Origin of the sequence: Rhizobium sp. NPDC092011 (assembly GCF_044756305.1) — a bacterium.
Taxonomy (GTDB): domain Bacteria; phylum Pseudomonadota; class Alphaproteobacteria; order Rhizobiales; family Rhizobiaceae; genus Rhizobium.
Map to the genome: position 1 here is coordinate 1,585,916 of NZ_JBIVSO010000001.1, position 14,181 is coordinate 1,600,096.

Consider the following 14,181-nt stretch of genomic DNA (forward strand, 5'->3'; position numbering starts at 1 on the left):
GGAAACGGGATGAAACCTATGACTGCGAGCGCTGCGCCGGATATTCTGATAGTCGATGACGACCACGAGATCCGCTCGCTCCTCAGCCGATATCTCGAGGAGCAAGGTTTCCGCGTGTCGACGGCAAGCGATCTTCGCGGCTGCAATGATGCGCTCAATCGCCGGCACCCCGATCTCCTGGTTCTCGATGTGATGCTTCCTGACGGATCGGGTCTCGACCTCTGCCGCGATCTGCGCAATCGCCGGCCGCGAGTGCCGGTCATTCTGCTGACGGCTCTGAAGGAAGATATCGACCGAATCTTAGGGCTCGAGATCGGGGCTGACGATTATCTCGGCAAGCCATTCAATCCACGTGAACTGGCGGCGCGCATTCGCGCTGTTCTGCGTCGCACGACGGAAGACCTCTCGTCCGAGCCGGAGCAAAGGCGATATCAGTTCGGGGACATGATGCTCGATCCGCAGCTTCGTCGCGTCACACGAGACAACGGCGAAGTCGTATCCTTGACCGGCGCCGAATTCGATCTGCTCAAGGCGTTTCTGGAGCGGGCGGGGCGGTTGCTGTCACGCGATCAGCTGCTCGATTTGACACAGGGTCGGGACCGCGATCCGGCAGACCGTTCGATCGATGTGTTGATGAGCAGGCTGCGTCGCAAGCTCTCGGAAACGGCCGAGGAGCCGATCTTCAGAACGATCCGCAACGGCGGCTATCAGCTCGTTGTGCCGGTAACGGCGATGAAAGGCGATTCATGAGATCGCTGGGTGCGCGTCTGGCGCTGCTCCTGCTCACGGCCATCGTTCTCGTCGTCATCTCTTCGTCTTTTGTGGCAAGCTTCGTCATGCGCGGGCCACGGCCGAACATGATGATCCAGCCGATGGCGCGCCAGCTTTCCATTCTGGCAACATTCGCCGAGAAGGATAGAGCGTCCGCAACCTCGGCCGGGCTCGTCGTCTCGCCCGTGCCTGCCGACGGTCCGCGTGATGAAGAATTGTCGCGTTTTTTGATGGAGGCGCTGCTTCGAATCTCCGGCATGCGCGAGGCGATCATATCGCATCAATCGACCGGCGCGTTGATTGCGTCGCTGAAGCTTGCAGATGGCGCCTGGCTCATCATGCCGATGCCGCAACATGGACCGCCGCCGGGAGGATGGAAGGTCCTTGCCGAATGGCTCGGCCTGATCATCATCGGCAGCGTGCTGGTGTCCATCTTCGCCGCATCCAAGATCATGAAGCCGCTGCGCTTGCTGGAGGAGGCTGTTGCCGCCGTCAATCCTGACGGCACGCTGCCGCATATACCCGAGACAGGCCCTGGCGAGATACGCGTAACCGCGCAAGCGCTCAATGGGCTTTCGGCCAGGGTGAAGGCCGCTACTGAAAGCCGCATGCGGCTCGTCGCTGCCGCTGGGCACGATCTGAGAACCCCGATGACGCGGATGCGTTTGCGGGCGGAGTTCATCCAGAACGACGAAGAGCGGCACAAATGGCTCGCCGACCTGGAGGAGCTCGACAGGATAGCCGATAGCGCCATCAGGCTGGTGCGGGAGGAGATCTCCAGCGACAGCCTCGAACAGGTCAGGCTTGATGCGATCGTCGGGGACATCGTCGCCGAACTGAAGGCAATCGACATGAATGTCGAAAGCGGGGAATTGGAGCCCGCGACGATCAGTGCTGGGCCGCTGGCCGTTACCAGAGCGCTGCGCAATCTTCTCATCAACGCCGCCACGCATGGCCAGTCGGCGCTGGTCACTGTCACCCATCTCGGCAGCAGGGCTGTGGTCCGGATTATCGACACCGGCCCCGGCATTCCCGAGGAACGGCTCAATCAGGTCTTCGAACCTTTCTTCCGCATCGACATTGCAAGGCAAAAATCCTTTCCCGGTGCCGGTCTCGGCATGGCTATCGCGCGTGAGATCGTCACGCGTTTCGGCGGAGAGATCACCGTACGCAACCGCCAGCCAACAGGGCTGGAGCAGGTCGTATCGTTCAAGAGCACGGACAGTAAATTCGCCAGTTGAGCGAAAACTTCAACGGATCGTGACACGCCGAGCTGTTTAAAAGATCGGCGCGCAGCGTGATGTCACGGCTGCCGCTACACTGTAGCGCGTCACAGCAAAGCCATCGTTACACGCACGTCTTACTTGCCTTTTCAACGGAATGGCCCTGATGCGTGAAGGATAATTTCATGAAAAATCATGTTTTACTTGCTCGTGTTTTTCCCGGCTCTCAATGGATGGTAATATGAAATTAAGTTCTTCGAACTTATCAAAATAATAATACTCAAAATAGAAAAGCCGGGACATCAAATTTCGTCATAATGCCCAATTTAAGAAACATTCAGAAATGTTCGGCCCATCGAATCCTGTAGAATTACAGTCGATCAACATGCTTGGCTTGATCAGGCTTTGATCGCCCCGCCTACCCGGCTTCGCCATGACGCCCCCAACACGAATGGCGAAGCCGGATTACCTCCTTAAGGCGCGGTGAAAATCCCGCTGCTGACCGTGAGGCAAACGCTCGACGAATCGCCATGTTCGTTAGAGCCGAATCTGAACCAATCATCTAGACAATTGCATGAGTTTTGCGAGGTCCAGCCTCGATGCATTCGTGCTTGCAAATCGAAATCGGCATTCCCGGCGGATGGCCGGTATGCGCGCACGCATATTGGCCCGAGAATGCCGGGCGGGGCGTTCTCGGGCCATTCGGCCCATTTGAAGGGCCGCTCTCTCCAACCGATGGGGGCGTCCGGGGGGAACTTGGTCGGTTAGAGGCAGAGAGGAAGTGGTCCTGCCGTATTCGGCAGAGGGGCTATCTGAGAGCCCCGTTAGCGCCGATTGCCAAATGGGCGTGGACCAGGAACGAGGGAGCGTTCGGCGCTTTCCAGCCTTGCAAGTTGTTCGGCGGTGAGTGCGCTACGCAATGCGGCCGCTTTGTCCTTGAGCACGGTCGCCTTGGCGGCGCGATCCAGCACAAAGTCGGCCATGCGCTCGCCAAAGAGCTCGTTCTGCTTGTCGGGCCGGTTGTCGGTATCCTGCCCTGATGGCGGCGCCGCATCGTCGCTTGGCATTGGCGGGCCAGGCGGCCTATGCCTTGGAAACGCCAGGAAATCAGTGAGCGCGCTGGTATAGTCTCGCCATGCATCAAGCTGATTGCTGCGAATGCCGATCAACGTTTCCAAGGCCGAGAGTTTACCGGCAATCTCAAGGGCAGGGTTCGGCCCACGGGAGAAGCCGCCGGGAGGTCCGAAGGGCCGCATCGGTCGGCCATCGCCAAAGCCCATCATCGGGCCGCCCGGATGCTGACCGGGCCAAGACCCGCCAGGCGACGGCGGCTGGTTGGGTGCAGGTTGCTGGTCCGCTTCGGCGCCCGCGGCCTGTTGGGTCTGTGGCGCGGCCGGCGGCTCGGCTGCTAATGCCGGAACGCTCGCCCCGACAACGGCTGTCATCAACAAAGTTGCGACGATGTATGATTGCCTCATGTTCACTGCCTTCATTACTACGTACTGACGCAGACTTTATGCAGGCTGGATGAACACAATAGGTCTCAATATTTCCCAATATTTCATGTCGGCGGGATGTTGCGAACCAAGTTTGCTGAACGCGGCGCGGCAATACTTCGTTACAACTTTCAAGCAGAATATGTTGCGCTGTAGGGTTGGATTTCCCCTTGAGAGCGGCAACCAATCGTGCGCAACAATCGAGCGAATGATGCCTACAGTGCTTGAGGTTTGGGCGAAGATCACCATCGTCGCGTCGATAACAAGTAACCGCCATCCGAGGATTCGAAAATCGGGGCGGCCAACCATTTCGTTGTCGACATTTTGCCCACAAGATCATTAGTGTCGACACCGTCGCGCCATATGTGGCGCAAAACGCATTCGACCGAGAATATTGAGGAGAGTTGAAGAATGTCGTGGCAACATCCAGTTCCCCGGATCACCGATGAGGAAAGACAGGCGCGCCTTGCGCGACTTCGCCAAGTGCTTGAGGTGGAGGGCGTGGCCGGCATGCTGCTCGGGCCGAGCGCGAGCCTGCGATATTTTACCGGTCTCGTCTGGCATGCAAGCGAGCGGTTTCTCGGGGCATTGGTGACGCCGACCGGGCTTCATTACATCGTTCCGGGATTCGAACGCAGCCGTGTCGAGACCTTGCCGCATCTCCCGGCGGATATTCTCGAATGGCAGGAAGAGGAAAGCAGCGCTGCTCTCGTCGTGCGCCTGCTTGGCGAACGCGGCATTCTCGCGCTCGATGACGATATGCCGCTCTATTTCTATCATGCACTGGCCGCCAAGCTCGGCGCTGAAAGGCTGACGAACGGTGGCCCGCTCATCAGCAGTCTCCGCCGGATCAAATCACCGGCCGAAATCGCGCTCATTCGCTACGCCATGAATCTGACGCTCGATGTCCATAAGCAAGCGCATGCCTTGCTCAAGCCAGGCATCCGCGCCTCCGAAGTGGCTGAGTTCATCGATCGCAGGCACCGTGAGGCCGGCGCTTCTGGTGGCTCAACCTTCTGCATTGTTTCCTTTGGCGAAGCGACGTCACTGCCGCACGGCGCCGATGGCGATCAGATACTTGGCGAAGACGACGTCATCCTTGTCGATACCGGTGCGCGCATCGATGGCTATCACTCCGATTTGACGCGGACATACAAGCTGAAAGCCGGCGACACCGCCTTCGAAGATGCCTGGGCCATAGAGCGCGAGGCGCAGCAGGCCGTATTCGATGCCGCCAAGCTCGGCGCCGCCTGCTCGACCCTCGATGATGCAGCGCGCGCCGTGCTTGCGAAGCATTCGCTTGGCCCCGATTACAATTTACCAGGTTTGCCGCATCGCGCTGGTCACGGCCTGGGACTTCAGATCCACGAGGAGCCCTACATCGTGCGCGGCAATGCGACGAAGCTTGCTGCCGGCATGTGCTTCTCTAACGAGCCGATGATCGTTTTCCCGCAGAGGTTCGGGATCCGGCTCGAAGACCATATCTACATGGCGGAGGATGGGCCGCGTTGGTTCACGCAGCCCTCCCAAAGCCCGACTGAGCCTTTCGCGTAAAGGCCGGCAGCAACGATCTCAAACGACGATGGAAGGGCGGTTCAGGCCGCCCTTTTTCCGTCCTCGTCGAAGACGTGCAGATGTTGGGCAGGGAATGACACATTGACCTGATCTCCAGCGCTCAAGGCGCTACGATCCAATGTGAATACCTTGAAAGGTAAGCCGTGCAGCGAGAGATGCAGGATGATGCCGAAACCCGTCGGCTCGATGAGCTCGACATTGGCGGACATGTCAGCTGAGTTGGACGATAGCACCACATGTTCCGGGCGGATGCCGAGGGTCACTTTCCTTCCCGCCGCCAGCTTCAACGGCTCCAGGAGCGGAACCAGAGTGCCATCCTTAAGCCTCACGCCGCTTCCTTCATAGGTTGCATCGAGGAAATTCATGCCTGGCGACCCGATAAAGCCCGCCACGAAGAGATTGGCCGGACGGTCGTAAAGCTCAAGCGGGCTACCGACCTGCTGCACAACGCCGCCATGCATGGCAACGATGCGGTCCGCCAGCGTCATCGCCTCGATCTGATCGTGCGTCACATAGATCGAAGTCGCTTTAAGATCACCGTGTAATTTCTTGATTTCGGCTCGCATTTGTTCACGCAAGCGAGCATCCAGATTCGAGAGCGGCTCGTCGAAAAGAAACGCTTTCGGCTGCCGCACGATGGCGCGACCCATGGCGACGCGCTGACGCTGACCGCCGGAGAGCGCTTTCGGTCGCCGCTCAAGCAGCGGATCGAGGCCGAGCTTGGCTGCAGCATTTGCGACGGCCTTCGCAATGCTGTCCTTCGCCATTTTCCGCAGCCGCAGGCTGTAGCTCATATTGCCGGCCACATTCATGTGCGGATAGAGCGCGTAGGATTGGAACACCATGGCGATGTCGCGGTCCTTCGGATGCAGCTCGTTGACGCGGTTTTCGGCAATGCGGATTTCGCCACCGCTGATGTCTTCGAGGCCGGCAATCATGCGAAGCAGCGTGGACTTGCCGCATCCGGAAGGGCCGACGAGGACGACAAACTCGCCGTCCTTGATCCGAAGATCGATGTCGTGCAGCACCTGCACGTGGCCATAGGCTTTCTTGACGTTCTGAATATCGATCGATGCCATTTGACTAACCCTTGACCGCGCCGGCCGTCAGGCCCTGCACAAGATAACGTTGGATGAGCAGGAAGAAGAGCGCAGCCGGAATGAGCGCCATGACGCCCGCTGCCATCATCTGCCCGAAGTCCACGGAGAATTTCGAAACGAAGGTGAGAAGCCCGACCGGGAAGGTCGCAGCCTGGTTGCCGTTGATGAGCATCAGCGCGAAGAGCAACTCGCTCCATGCCGCCGTGAAGACGAAACCGAGCGTCGCCGCGATGCCGGGCAGGGTTAGCGGCAGAATGATCTGCCGGAAGGCTGTGAACTGGGTTGCGCCGTCGATCATCGCAGCCTCCTCCAGATCCTTCGGGATGCCGTCGAAGAAGGACTGCATCAGGAAGGTGGCGAAGGGCACGTTGAAAGCCGTGTAGACGATGACGAGGCCAGTCAGGCTGTTCGTTAGGTGCAGCGGCGTCAGGATCTTGAAGATCGGGGCGACAAGCATGACGAGCGGAAACATCTGCGTCAGCAGCATCAGCGCCACGATCCAGTATTTGGCGCGGAAGGTGAAGCGCGAGAGCGCATAGCCCGACAGCGAAGCGCAGATCGTGACTGTGATCGCTGTCGAGGCGGATACGATCAGGCTGTTCTTGAAAAAGGTCGGGAAGTCGCTGTGCTGCAACACGAAGGAATAGTGTTCCCACGTGGTGCGTGACGGCCACATGCGCACGCCTTCCGTATAGAGCAGGTCATTCGGCGTCACCGAGACCTTGAGCAGCCAGAAGAGGGGGAAGAGCGCAAAGAGGACATAGCAGAGGATTGCCAATCGATGCGCGATGATGGGGAGGATGGATCGTCTCATGGCTCAATCCTTCAGCAAGCTCTGCCGAAGCAGGATGATCAGCATGGAATAGGCGAGCAGCAGCACGAGCAGCACAAGCGCGATGGCCGAGGCATAGCCGAAATCCAGCCGCTTGAAGGCCTGCGTGAAAATATAGCTCGCGACGATCTGCGTGCGGTCCGCCGGACCGCCACCCGTCATGACGATAATGAGGTCGGCGAAATTGGAAACCCAGACGGTCCGCAGAAGCACGGTGATCGCAATCGTCGGCGCCAGGAAGGGAAGGGTGATCGAGCGGAAGCGCTCGAACCAGCCGGCGCCATCGATCGACGCGGCTTCATAGAGATCACGCGGGATCGCCTGAAGTGCTGCCAGCAGCGTGATGGCAAAGAAGGGGATGCCCCACCAGACATTGGCGATGATCGGACCCCACATTGCATATTGCGGATCGGACAGGATGTTGCTCGGCTCGCTCATCAGGCCGATGGCGTAAAGCCAATGCGGGATCGGACCGATGACCGGGTTGAACAGCCAGGACCAGTTGAGGCCGGCGAGGAACGAAGGAACGGCCCAGGGCAGAAACACCAGTGCCTGCACCAGCGAACGCCCGACGAAGGGCTTGTCCAGCAGCAGAGCAAGGATCAGTCCGAAGATGAACTGCAGCGCAACCGAGGCGCCCGTCCACCAGAGCGTGTTCTTGAGCGCCCAGTAGAAGGCCGTGTCCTTGGAAAGGGCGCGAAAATGGTCCAGCCCGATGAAGCCGCCGGAAAACGGATTGAGCAATTGGATATCGCGAAAGGCATAGGAAATGCCGATTGCCAGCGGCACCAACATCACGGCGATGATGAGGATGAGCGCAGGTGCGCTGTAGAGGTAGGGTTCGGAGGCGTCGGCGAGGCGCTTCAGCCACGGCCTGCGGTCTTGCCGCCCGGCGAGCGTGTCGGCGATCGAAGTCATCTGCGATAGTTCCCGTTCGCGGCGTTCGAACGCCGTCTGTTTCAAGGGCAGGGGTGGCGGCGGATTGCTCCGCCGCCGCGCATGCTCGTTATTTCTTGGCGAGGAATTTCTGCTGCGCCTTGGTCAGATAGTCTGCCCACTGGTCGGCAAGATCCTTGGCCGAGATATCGCCGAGCATCGCCTGCTGCGACGTCTTGATGGCGAGCGAATCCTTGAAGAAGGCAAATTCTTCGAGATAGGTCGGCATCACGGTCGGCACCGTGTCCTTGTCCGCCAGTTCCTGGAACCAGCCCTTGAACTGATCGCCGGCGTAGAAAGGATCCTTTTCCGCTGCCGTGTAGGCCGGCAGAGCGCCGATCTTCTTGTTCCAGGTCAGGTTGCCTTCAGGACCCTCAAGCGTTGCGATCAGCTTCCAGGAGAGATCCTTGTTCTGGCTGCTGGAGAACATCGACCAGCCGCCATAGCCGATGGTCGGGAAGGACTTGCCATCCGGACCCTTCGGCAGCGGCGCGACGCCGAAGTCATCCTTGTTCATGCGCTCGGCAACGGCGATCAGCGCGTCGGGGTCCTGGTCGAGGAACGCACAGGTGCCGGAATAGAAGCCGGCGACGACCTCGTTGAAGCCCCAGTTGACGCTATCCTTCGGCGCGTAGCCCTTCTTGTAGAGATCGACCATCCATTCGATGCCCTTCGCCCAACCCGGGCTGTTCATCGTGGAGGTGCCGTCGTCCTTGAAGTACTTGTTATCGCCGGCCATGGAGGCGGCAAAGATCATCCAGCCGTTGAGGCCGCCTGGTCCGCCACGCATGCAGTAACCGTATTTGCCTGGCAACTTGGAGATCGCCTGGGATGCCTTGACGAACTCATCCATCGTCTTCGGCGGTTCTGAAACGCCGGCGTCCTTCAGGATCTTCTTGTTGTAGAACATGGCGCGCAGATAGAAGCCGTAGGGCAACATATAGGCGGTGTTCTTGACGTAGCGACCAAGTTCAAGCGCGCGCGGCGTCAGTTCCTTGGTATGCTCCCACTTGGCGAGATAAGGCTCCAAGCTTTCGAGCATGCCGTTATTGCCATAGAGCGATACCCAGGTGTCGGGCATTTCCATGACGTCGGGAATGTCGCCGGCCGAGACCATGGTCGCGAACTTCTGGAAAGCCTCGTTCCAGGGCAAAGAGATGATGTCGACCTTGGTGCCGGGGTTTTCGGCTTCGAACTTCGCGACGATCGACTTTAGCGTCTCGGTGCGTTCGGGGCTCGTGATGACTTCCACGAGTTTCAAAGTCGTATCGGCGAAAGCGGTCCCGGCCATCATGGCGGTAAAGAGTGCTGCTGTTATCAGTCTTTTCATGTTGTTCCCCTTTTTAGGTTTTCCTCTCAGGTTGCTTCATTCACGAGGCGGCGGCGATTGCCTCCTCGAGTTCGGTCCACAGCGCCTCGGTGCCTTCGAGGCCGATATGGAGACGTACGGAGCGCGGATCGATGCCGAAAGTGTGCGCCGAATTCGGCTGCGCCTTCTGTTGCAGCACGACTTCTCCCGGCACGATCAGGCTTTCATGGCCGCCCCAGCTCACGCCCAGCTTGAAGAGCTTCAGGCGGTCGGCAAAGGCTCGGACATCGACACCTTCGCGGAAGATGAACGAGAACAGCCCGGACGTGCCGTTGAGGCCGGCGGGCAGGCGGTTGGCGAGGCCCGGATGGCAAACCTGCTCGACGACGTCGAGCTCCTGCAGGCGCTTGGCGATCGTCATTGCAGCCGCCTCATGCGCCTTCATGCGGATCGGCAGCGTGCGCAGGCCGCGGATGAGAAGCCATGCGTCGAAAGGCGAAAGCTTGCCGCCGAGATAGGGATAGGCTTCCGCTTTCAGACGAGCGATCATCTCTTTCGAGCCGGCGACGATGCCGGCGACCACATCACTATGTCCGCCGAGATATTTCGAGGCGGAATGGATGACGAGGTCGACGCCCAGTTTCAGCGGCTGCTGGAAATAGGGTGTAGCCCAGCTGTTGTCGATCATGGAGACGACGCCATGTTTCCTGGCGAGGGCGGCGAGGGCGCCGACGTCATGCGCTTCCATGACCCAGCTCGTCGGGCTTTCCATGTAGAAGACCTTCGCGCCGGGAAGCGCCTTTGCGACGGCTTCCTCATCGCGGCCGTCGACATAGGTCACCTCGACCTTCATCCGCTTCAAAATGGTACCGAAAAGCCGGAAGGCATCAGGATAGACGTGCTTGACCGCGACGATGCGGTCGCCGGGCTCGACGAAGCTCAACACGGCCGACGAGATCGCCGCCATGCCGCTGGCAAAGCCAAGTGCGTCTTCCGCACCTTCGAGCTTGGCCAGCATTTCTTCGAACAAGCGGACCGTCGGGTTCAGGCCGCGCGTGTAGGTCGGCCGCACCTTTTCACCGCGATAGGAGGCGATCATCTCGTCATAGCTCGAGAAGGTGAACAGCGACGTCTGGAAAATCGGCGGCACGACGGCATCGGCAAAATTGCCGTCGTCATGGGCTGTGATGAGGGATGCAAGTTCGAACGGCTCTAGCCCGTCAGTCATTTGGACATTTCCTTGATGTCTTCCTCGACCACGTCGAGAATTTTCAGCGTTTCGGCACGCGCAGCCTCGGGATCTTGATCGACGATGGCGTTGAACAGCGTACGGTGATAGGGGAATGACCGGCGGGCAAAATCCTCGCGGTCGAAGGGGTGATCCCAGAAGCGCTCGAAGGTTTCGCGCATCTGTTCGAGAAGCTGTTTGAACAGCGGATTGTGAGTGGCGTCGTAGACTGCCAGATGGAACGCCAGGTCTTCCGGCCCGGATGTGCCCTTGGCGATGTGAACGCGCTCCATCTCGTTGAGTTTTTGCTCGATGATGACGATGTCCTCGTCTGTGCGCTTTCTCGCCGCGACCATGCCGGCCTCGCATTCAATGCCGCGACGAACCTCCAGCGTTTGCAGCAAGGCGTCCCGCAAATGCGGCGGATCGAGCGAAAGCGGCATATGGATGGTCGCCTTCGAAATCGGCTTCAGCAGATAGGTTCCGCTGCCCTTTCGCGACTCCATGACGCCAAGCGCCTGGAAATAGGTGATGACCTCCCGGATCGTAGAGCGCCCGACGGAGAGCGCCGTCATCAGTTCACGTTCCGTCGGCAGCCGGTCGCCGGCCTGCAGCTTCGACGATTCGATGAAGCTCGACAGCGCCTCGATGACCTGCTGCGTCCGGTCGATAGAAGGAAGTGGTGTGAGCATGGCTTTTGTCATGGATCATAAATTGGTCTGACATCTGCCATCAGGTCAATCTCTTTTTTGTAAAAACTAGGATTCTTTGGGGATCGATCCCACCATGCTCGCAATCTGCGGGGTTCGAAGAAATAGAGTGAGGCCGTCCGCGGTCTTCAAGACAGGCGGCAGCGCTGGTAAAAGGGCCGCAATATGAGTCCCGGATCGGAAAAGAATGGCTGCGCGAGATCGATATTCACGGAAACTGGAATGTGCAAAGTGTGGGCATGTCGGCTTTGCCGAGGTTTCGGAGACCGATAATCGGCGCGCGCCCAGTCGCGACTTCAAGATCGATGAAATGCCGACTGGCTTTTCCACCGAGCGGCCGTCGCCCGATCCGCGCAAGCACATGATGAAGTGCCGCTGCGGATCAGTGTTCCGGTTCGAGCAGGATACGGTCTATGCGCCGGGCGGCGAACCGCGCCGATAACAACCGGCAACGCAAAAAGAAAAAAGCCTCGCACGGGCGAGGCTAAGCTTGTGCCACTCCGGGGAAATCGGAAGCGACGCGGCGTGGTTTAGTCGCGACTTTTCGATCCGACTAGGTCAGTTTTGACGATTACGGTACGCTTCCGTAAAAAAGCTCATCGCATGCGGCGGCTCGTAGGGTGACGCCGTCCGGCAATCATCGCCTTTCGACTATCCGTGAGTGCAATGATGAGAAAAACTTCTCAAAGATGCACGATCATTGGAGCAGAAGCTATCATGGCGTGTATCTGTGTTCAGCTACCGTTCATTTAAGCGAGGGCAAAAGGCACTTACCGCAACGCCTTGCGGTCGTCGAGACTCGGCTTCCGACCGGTTTACCGGTTCGGTCGCCGGGTCTCGCAGATACTTAAAAGTTTGGATATTCGCATGCGACTGCTTCTTGCTTTCATTGACTGGATCCGTGGTCGCCGGAAACGCCGCCCTGAGAGGGACGCACCCCAACATTCTGCCGATGATCCATGGGTCTTGCAGCAGATCGAAAAATTCGAGCGTGAGTTGAAGCGATAAGGCTTGAGCGATCTGAATCGCTGACATCTTCTGTGCCCGTTACGGCCTATGTCTTACGCTGTCGCGCCTCGCGCAGATGTTTATAGACGGTCGCCCGCGAAATGCCGAGCAGACGCGCGAGATAGGGGACCAGATTGCGGATGGAAAAATAACCTTCCTGCTCCAGCCTCTCGACCAGGGCGGCATGATCTTCTTTCGCAAGCGCAGAGGCCGCAAGCCCCCGTTCACCGAGAAAGCCTGAAATCGCGCCATTGACGGTTTCCTGCCAGTCCGCATTGAACAGAGCACTTGGTTGCGCGCCCGCGCCCTGAAAGGCCGCAAGCAGGCTCAATGCATTGCGAGCTGCCTCGATCGGCGCGATATCGAAATTGATGCACAACAAGCCGAAAGTCTCGCCATCGCTGTTTCGCAGAACGGCCGTGATCGATTTCAGCTGACGCCCATCGAAATTCGTCTTCCGATAAGGGCCGATCACATCGGTACCAAGTTCTCCGATATCTTTCAGGTCCGCCAGCGAGGAGCCGCCGATATCGCGCCGGGAGATATTGTTGGCGATATAGGCAATCGTCTGCGTTCGCAGGTCGTGGATGACGACTTCGGCATGCGGCTTAAGCAGTGTCGCGACGGCTTCGGCGACGGGAACGAATTGCAGCACGTCGCCTTGAGCGATTGTCGCACCGCTTGTCTCATCTGTCCTTCTCGGCATCGCGTCCTTCCCGTTATCAATTTTACATTCAGTCTGCATTTGACATTTTGTCAACGCAACACTACGTTCTACCAACAAACGCCAGCACGAAAGTGTATAGGTTACTGCGGAGAAATGCCCATGCCGGTCCTGCCAGATTTCAAGCTCGAAACCTATTTTTCGAAGTGGGAGTTCAGCGCGCGCTATCACATGACCGCTTCCGACGCGCAAAGCATGACGATGGCTGAATTGCTCGACATGGCGACACCAGAGCAGCGGCAAGCCCACGAAAATCTGTGGCTCGGATACACCGAGACCTTCGGCGGCCCCGAACTGCGCGATACGATCGCCGGATTATACAAGGCGATGCAGCGGGCCGATATTCTCTGCTTCGCGGGCGCCGAGGAGGGCATTTACATCGCCATGCACGCGCTTCTCGAAAAAGACGACCATGCGATCGTCGTGACGCCCAACTACCAGTCGTCCGAAACGATACCCCTCAGCATCTGCGACGTCTCGGCCGTGGCGCTAGATCCGGAAGACGGTTGGTCGCTCGATATTGATGCCGTCGGCGCTGCGATCCGGCCGAACACCAAGCTGATCTCGATCAACTTTCCACACAACCCCACAGGCAAGGTGCTCGAGAAGGAGAGATTCGACGCGCTGGTGGAACTCTGCCGCCGCCATGGCATCTGGCTGTTCAGCGATGAGGTCTATCGGGGGCTCGCCGCCGAAGGCAAAGCCACGTTGCCGGCTGTGGCTGATATCTATGAGCGGGGTCTGTCGCTGGGGGTCATGTCGAAAGCTTACGGCCTGCCGGGTCTGCGCATTGGTTGGATCGCCTGCCGCGATCACGCAGTCCTTTCGAAAATGGAGCGGATGAAGCACTACCTCTCCATCTGCAACTCCGGCCCTAGCGAAAGTCTGGCGAGGATCGCGCTGCTCAATGCAGACCGAATCCTGGAGCGTAACAATAGCCTCATCGCCTCCAATCTGGTGAAGTTGACATCCTTTTTTGCCGAATTCGAGCATGTCTTCGATTGGTACACGCCCGACGGCGGCTGCGTCGCCTATCCACGTTACAAAGGGGCTGATGGCATCGAGAATTTTGCGCGTGAACTCGTTGAGCAGGCCGGGGTACTTCTTCTGCCGGCCAGCCTTTATCGATCCGATCTCAGCCCGACGCCAGCCGATCGCTTTCGCATAGGCTTTGGCCGCGCCAACATTGATGAGGGCATATCGGCCATGCGTTCCTATCTCCGACGCAATCAGTCTTGATGCCTGTCTGCTCGACGTTCGTCGCCTGCC

At 58.8% G+C, this 14,181-nt stretch carries 12 protein-coding genes; 4 read left to right on the forward strand and 8 right to left on the reverse strand.

The features are described from left to right. Positions 1 to 18: 18 nt before the first annotated feature. Together ACIQJ2_RS07215 and ACIQJ2_RS07220 are read left to right on the forward strand one after the other, a co-directional pair. Positions 19 to 750, forward strand: coding sequence for a response regulator (locus tag ACIQJ2_RS07215; RefSeq protein WP_199093699.1), 732 nt, complete (start codon positions 19 to 21; stop codon positions 748 to 750). Then, on the forward strand, positions 747 to 2,012 hold the full coding sequence (locus ACIQJ2_RS07220) for an ATP-binding protein (RefSeq protein WP_400668245.1): 1,266 nt from the start codon (positions 747 to 749) through the stop codon (positions 2,010 to 2,012). Before ACIQJ2_RS07215 ends, ACIQJ2_RS07220 begins: the two co-directional genes overlap by 4 nt. A gap of 806 nt (positions 2,013 to 2,818) precedes the next feature. Here ACIQJ2_RS07220 and ACIQJ2_RS07225 read toward each other — a convergent pair. Beyond that, entirely contained in the window at positions 2,819 to 3,472 is a 654-nt protein-coding gene (locus ACIQJ2_RS07225) for a hypothetical protein (protein WP_400668247.1), read from the reverse strand. A gap of 429 nt (positions 3,473 to 3,901) precedes the next feature. On the opposite strand from ACIQJ2_RS07225, the gene ACIQJ2_RS07230 reads away from it, so the two are divergent. Then, the gene (locus ACIQJ2_RS07230) at positions 3,902 to 5,044 is read left to right on the forward strand and encodes a M24 family metallopeptidase (protein ID WP_400668249.1); all 1,143 of its coding nucleotides are present in this window, start codon (positions 3,902 to 3,904) and stop codon (positions 5,042 to 5,044) included. A 41-nt stretch (positions 5,045 to 5,085) separates the two neighbouring features. Here the strand turns inward: ACIQJ2_RS07230 and ACIQJ2_RS07235 are convergent, their stop codons facing one another. From ACIQJ2_RS07235 to ACIQJ2_RS07265, 7 genes are all read right to left on the reverse strand, one after another. Then, positions 5,086 to 6,144, reverse strand: coding sequence for an ABC transporter ATP-binding protein (locus ACIQJ2_RS07235; protein WP_400668251.1), 1,059 nt, complete (start codon positions 6,142 to 6,144; stop codon positions 5,086 to 5,088). Positions 6,145 to 6,148: 4 nt separating this feature from the next. Next, positions 6,149 to 6,979, reverse strand: a complete 831-nt coding sequence (locus ACIQJ2_RS07240) for a carbohydrate ABC transporter permease (protein ID WP_400668253.1) — start codon at positions 6,977 to 6,979, stop codon at positions 6,149 to 6,151. A 3-nt stretch (positions 6,980 to 6,982) separates the two neighbouring features. Beyond that, positions 6,983 to 7,915, reverse strand: a complete 933-nt coding sequence (locus ACIQJ2_RS07245) for a carbohydrate ABC transporter permease (protein WP_400668255.1) — start codon at positions 7,913 to 7,915, stop codon at positions 6,983 to 6,985. Between the two features lie 88 nt (positions 7,916 to 8,003). Further along, on the reverse strand, positions 8,004 to 9,263 hold the full coding sequence (locus tag ACIQJ2_RS07250) for a sugar ABC transporter substrate-binding protein (RefSeq protein ID WP_199146770.1): 1,260 nt from the start codon (positions 9,261 to 9,263) through the stop codon (positions 8,004 to 8,006). A gap of 40 nt (positions 9,264 to 9,303) precedes the next feature. After that, positions 9,304 to 10,470 (reverse strand): PLP-dependent transferase, encoded by a 1,167-nt coding sequence (locus ACIQJ2_RS07255; protein ID WP_400668257.1) that lies wholly within the window; start codon positions 10,468 to 10,470, stop codon positions 9,304 to 9,306. Further along, on the reverse strand, positions 10,467 to 11,162 hold the full coding sequence (locus ACIQJ2_RS07260; protein ID WP_400668259.1) for a FadR/GntR family transcriptional regulator: 696 nt from the start codon (positions 11,160 to 11,162) through the stop codon (positions 10,467 to 10,469). The genes ACIQJ2_RS07255 and ACIQJ2_RS07260 overlap by 4 nt, the downstream gene beginning before the upstream one ends. Positions 11,163 to 12,234: 1,072 nt before the next feature. Continuing rightward, positions 12,235 to 12,894, reverse strand: coding sequence for a transcriptional regulator (locus tag ACIQJ2_RS07265; protein WP_400668261.1), 660 nt, complete (start codon positions 12,892 to 12,894; stop codon positions 12,235 to 12,237). A 120-nt stretch (positions 12,895 to 13,014) separates the two neighbouring features. Here ACIQJ2_RS07265 and ACIQJ2_RS07270 point away from each other — a divergent pair, with 120 nt between their 5' ends. Next, complete coding sequence (locus tag ACIQJ2_RS07270) at positions 13,015 to 14,151, forward strand: aminotransferase class I/II-fold pyridoxal phosphate-dependent enzyme (protein WP_400668265.1); 1,137 nt, start codon at positions 13,015 to 13,017, stop codon at positions 14,149 to 14,151. Positions 14,152 to 14,181: the final 30 nt, after the last annotated feature.

What these genes read in the sequence shown, in the direction of transcription:
- ACIQJ2_RS07245 (WP_400668255.1), bottom strand. Translation starts at nt 7,915, where the DNA reads ATGACTTCGATCGCCGACACGCTCGCCGGGCGGCAAGACCGCAGGCCG.
- ACIQJ2_RS07215 (WP_199093699.1), top strand. Translation starts at nt 19, where the DNA reads ATGACTGCGAGCGCTGCGCCGGATATTCTGATAGTCGATGACGACCAC.
- ACIQJ2_RS07235 (WP_400668251.1), bottom strand. Translation starts at nt 6,144, where the DNA reads ATGGCATCGATCGATATTCAGAACGTCAAGAAAGCCTATGGCCACGTG.
- ACIQJ2_RS07260 (WP_400668259.1), bottom strand. Translation starts at nt 11,162, where the DNA reads ATGCTCACACCACTTCCTTCTATCGACCGGACGCAGCAGGTCATCGAG.
- ACIQJ2_RS07230 (WP_400668249.1), top strand. Translation starts at nt 3,902, where the DNA reads ATGTCGTGGCAACATCCAGTTCCCCGGATCACCGATGAGGAAAGACAG.
- ACIQJ2_RS07225 (WP_400668247.1), bottom strand. Translation starts at nt 3,472, where the DNA reads ATGAGGCAATCATACATCGTCGCAACTTTGTTGATGACAGCCGTTGTC.
- ACIQJ2_RS07220 (WP_400668245.1), top strand. Translation starts at nt 747, where the DNA reads ATGAGATCGCTGGGTGCGCGTCTGGCGCTGCTCCTGCTCACGGCCATC.
- ACIQJ2_RS07250 (WP_199146770.1), bottom strand. Translation starts at nt 9,263, where the DNA reads ATGAAAAGACTGATAACAGCAGCACTCTTTACCGCCATGATGGCCGGG.
- ACIQJ2_RS07270 (WP_400668265.1), top strand. Translation starts at nt 13,015, where the DNA reads ATGCCGGTCCTGCCAGATTTCAAGCTCGAAACCTATTTTTCGAAGTGG.
- ACIQJ2_RS07265 (WP_400668261.1), bottom strand. Translation starts at nt 12,894, where the DNA reads ATGCCGAGAAGGACAGATGAGACAAGCGGTGCGACAATCGCTCAAGGC.
- ACIQJ2_RS07255 (WP_400668257.1), bottom strand. Translation starts at nt 10,470, where the DNA reads ATGACTGACGGGCTAGAGCCGTTCGAACTTGCATCCCTCATCACAGCC.
- ACIQJ2_RS07240 (WP_400668253.1), bottom strand. Translation starts at nt 6,979, where the DNA reads ATGAGACGATCCATCCTCCCCATCATCGCGCATCGATTGGCAATCCTC.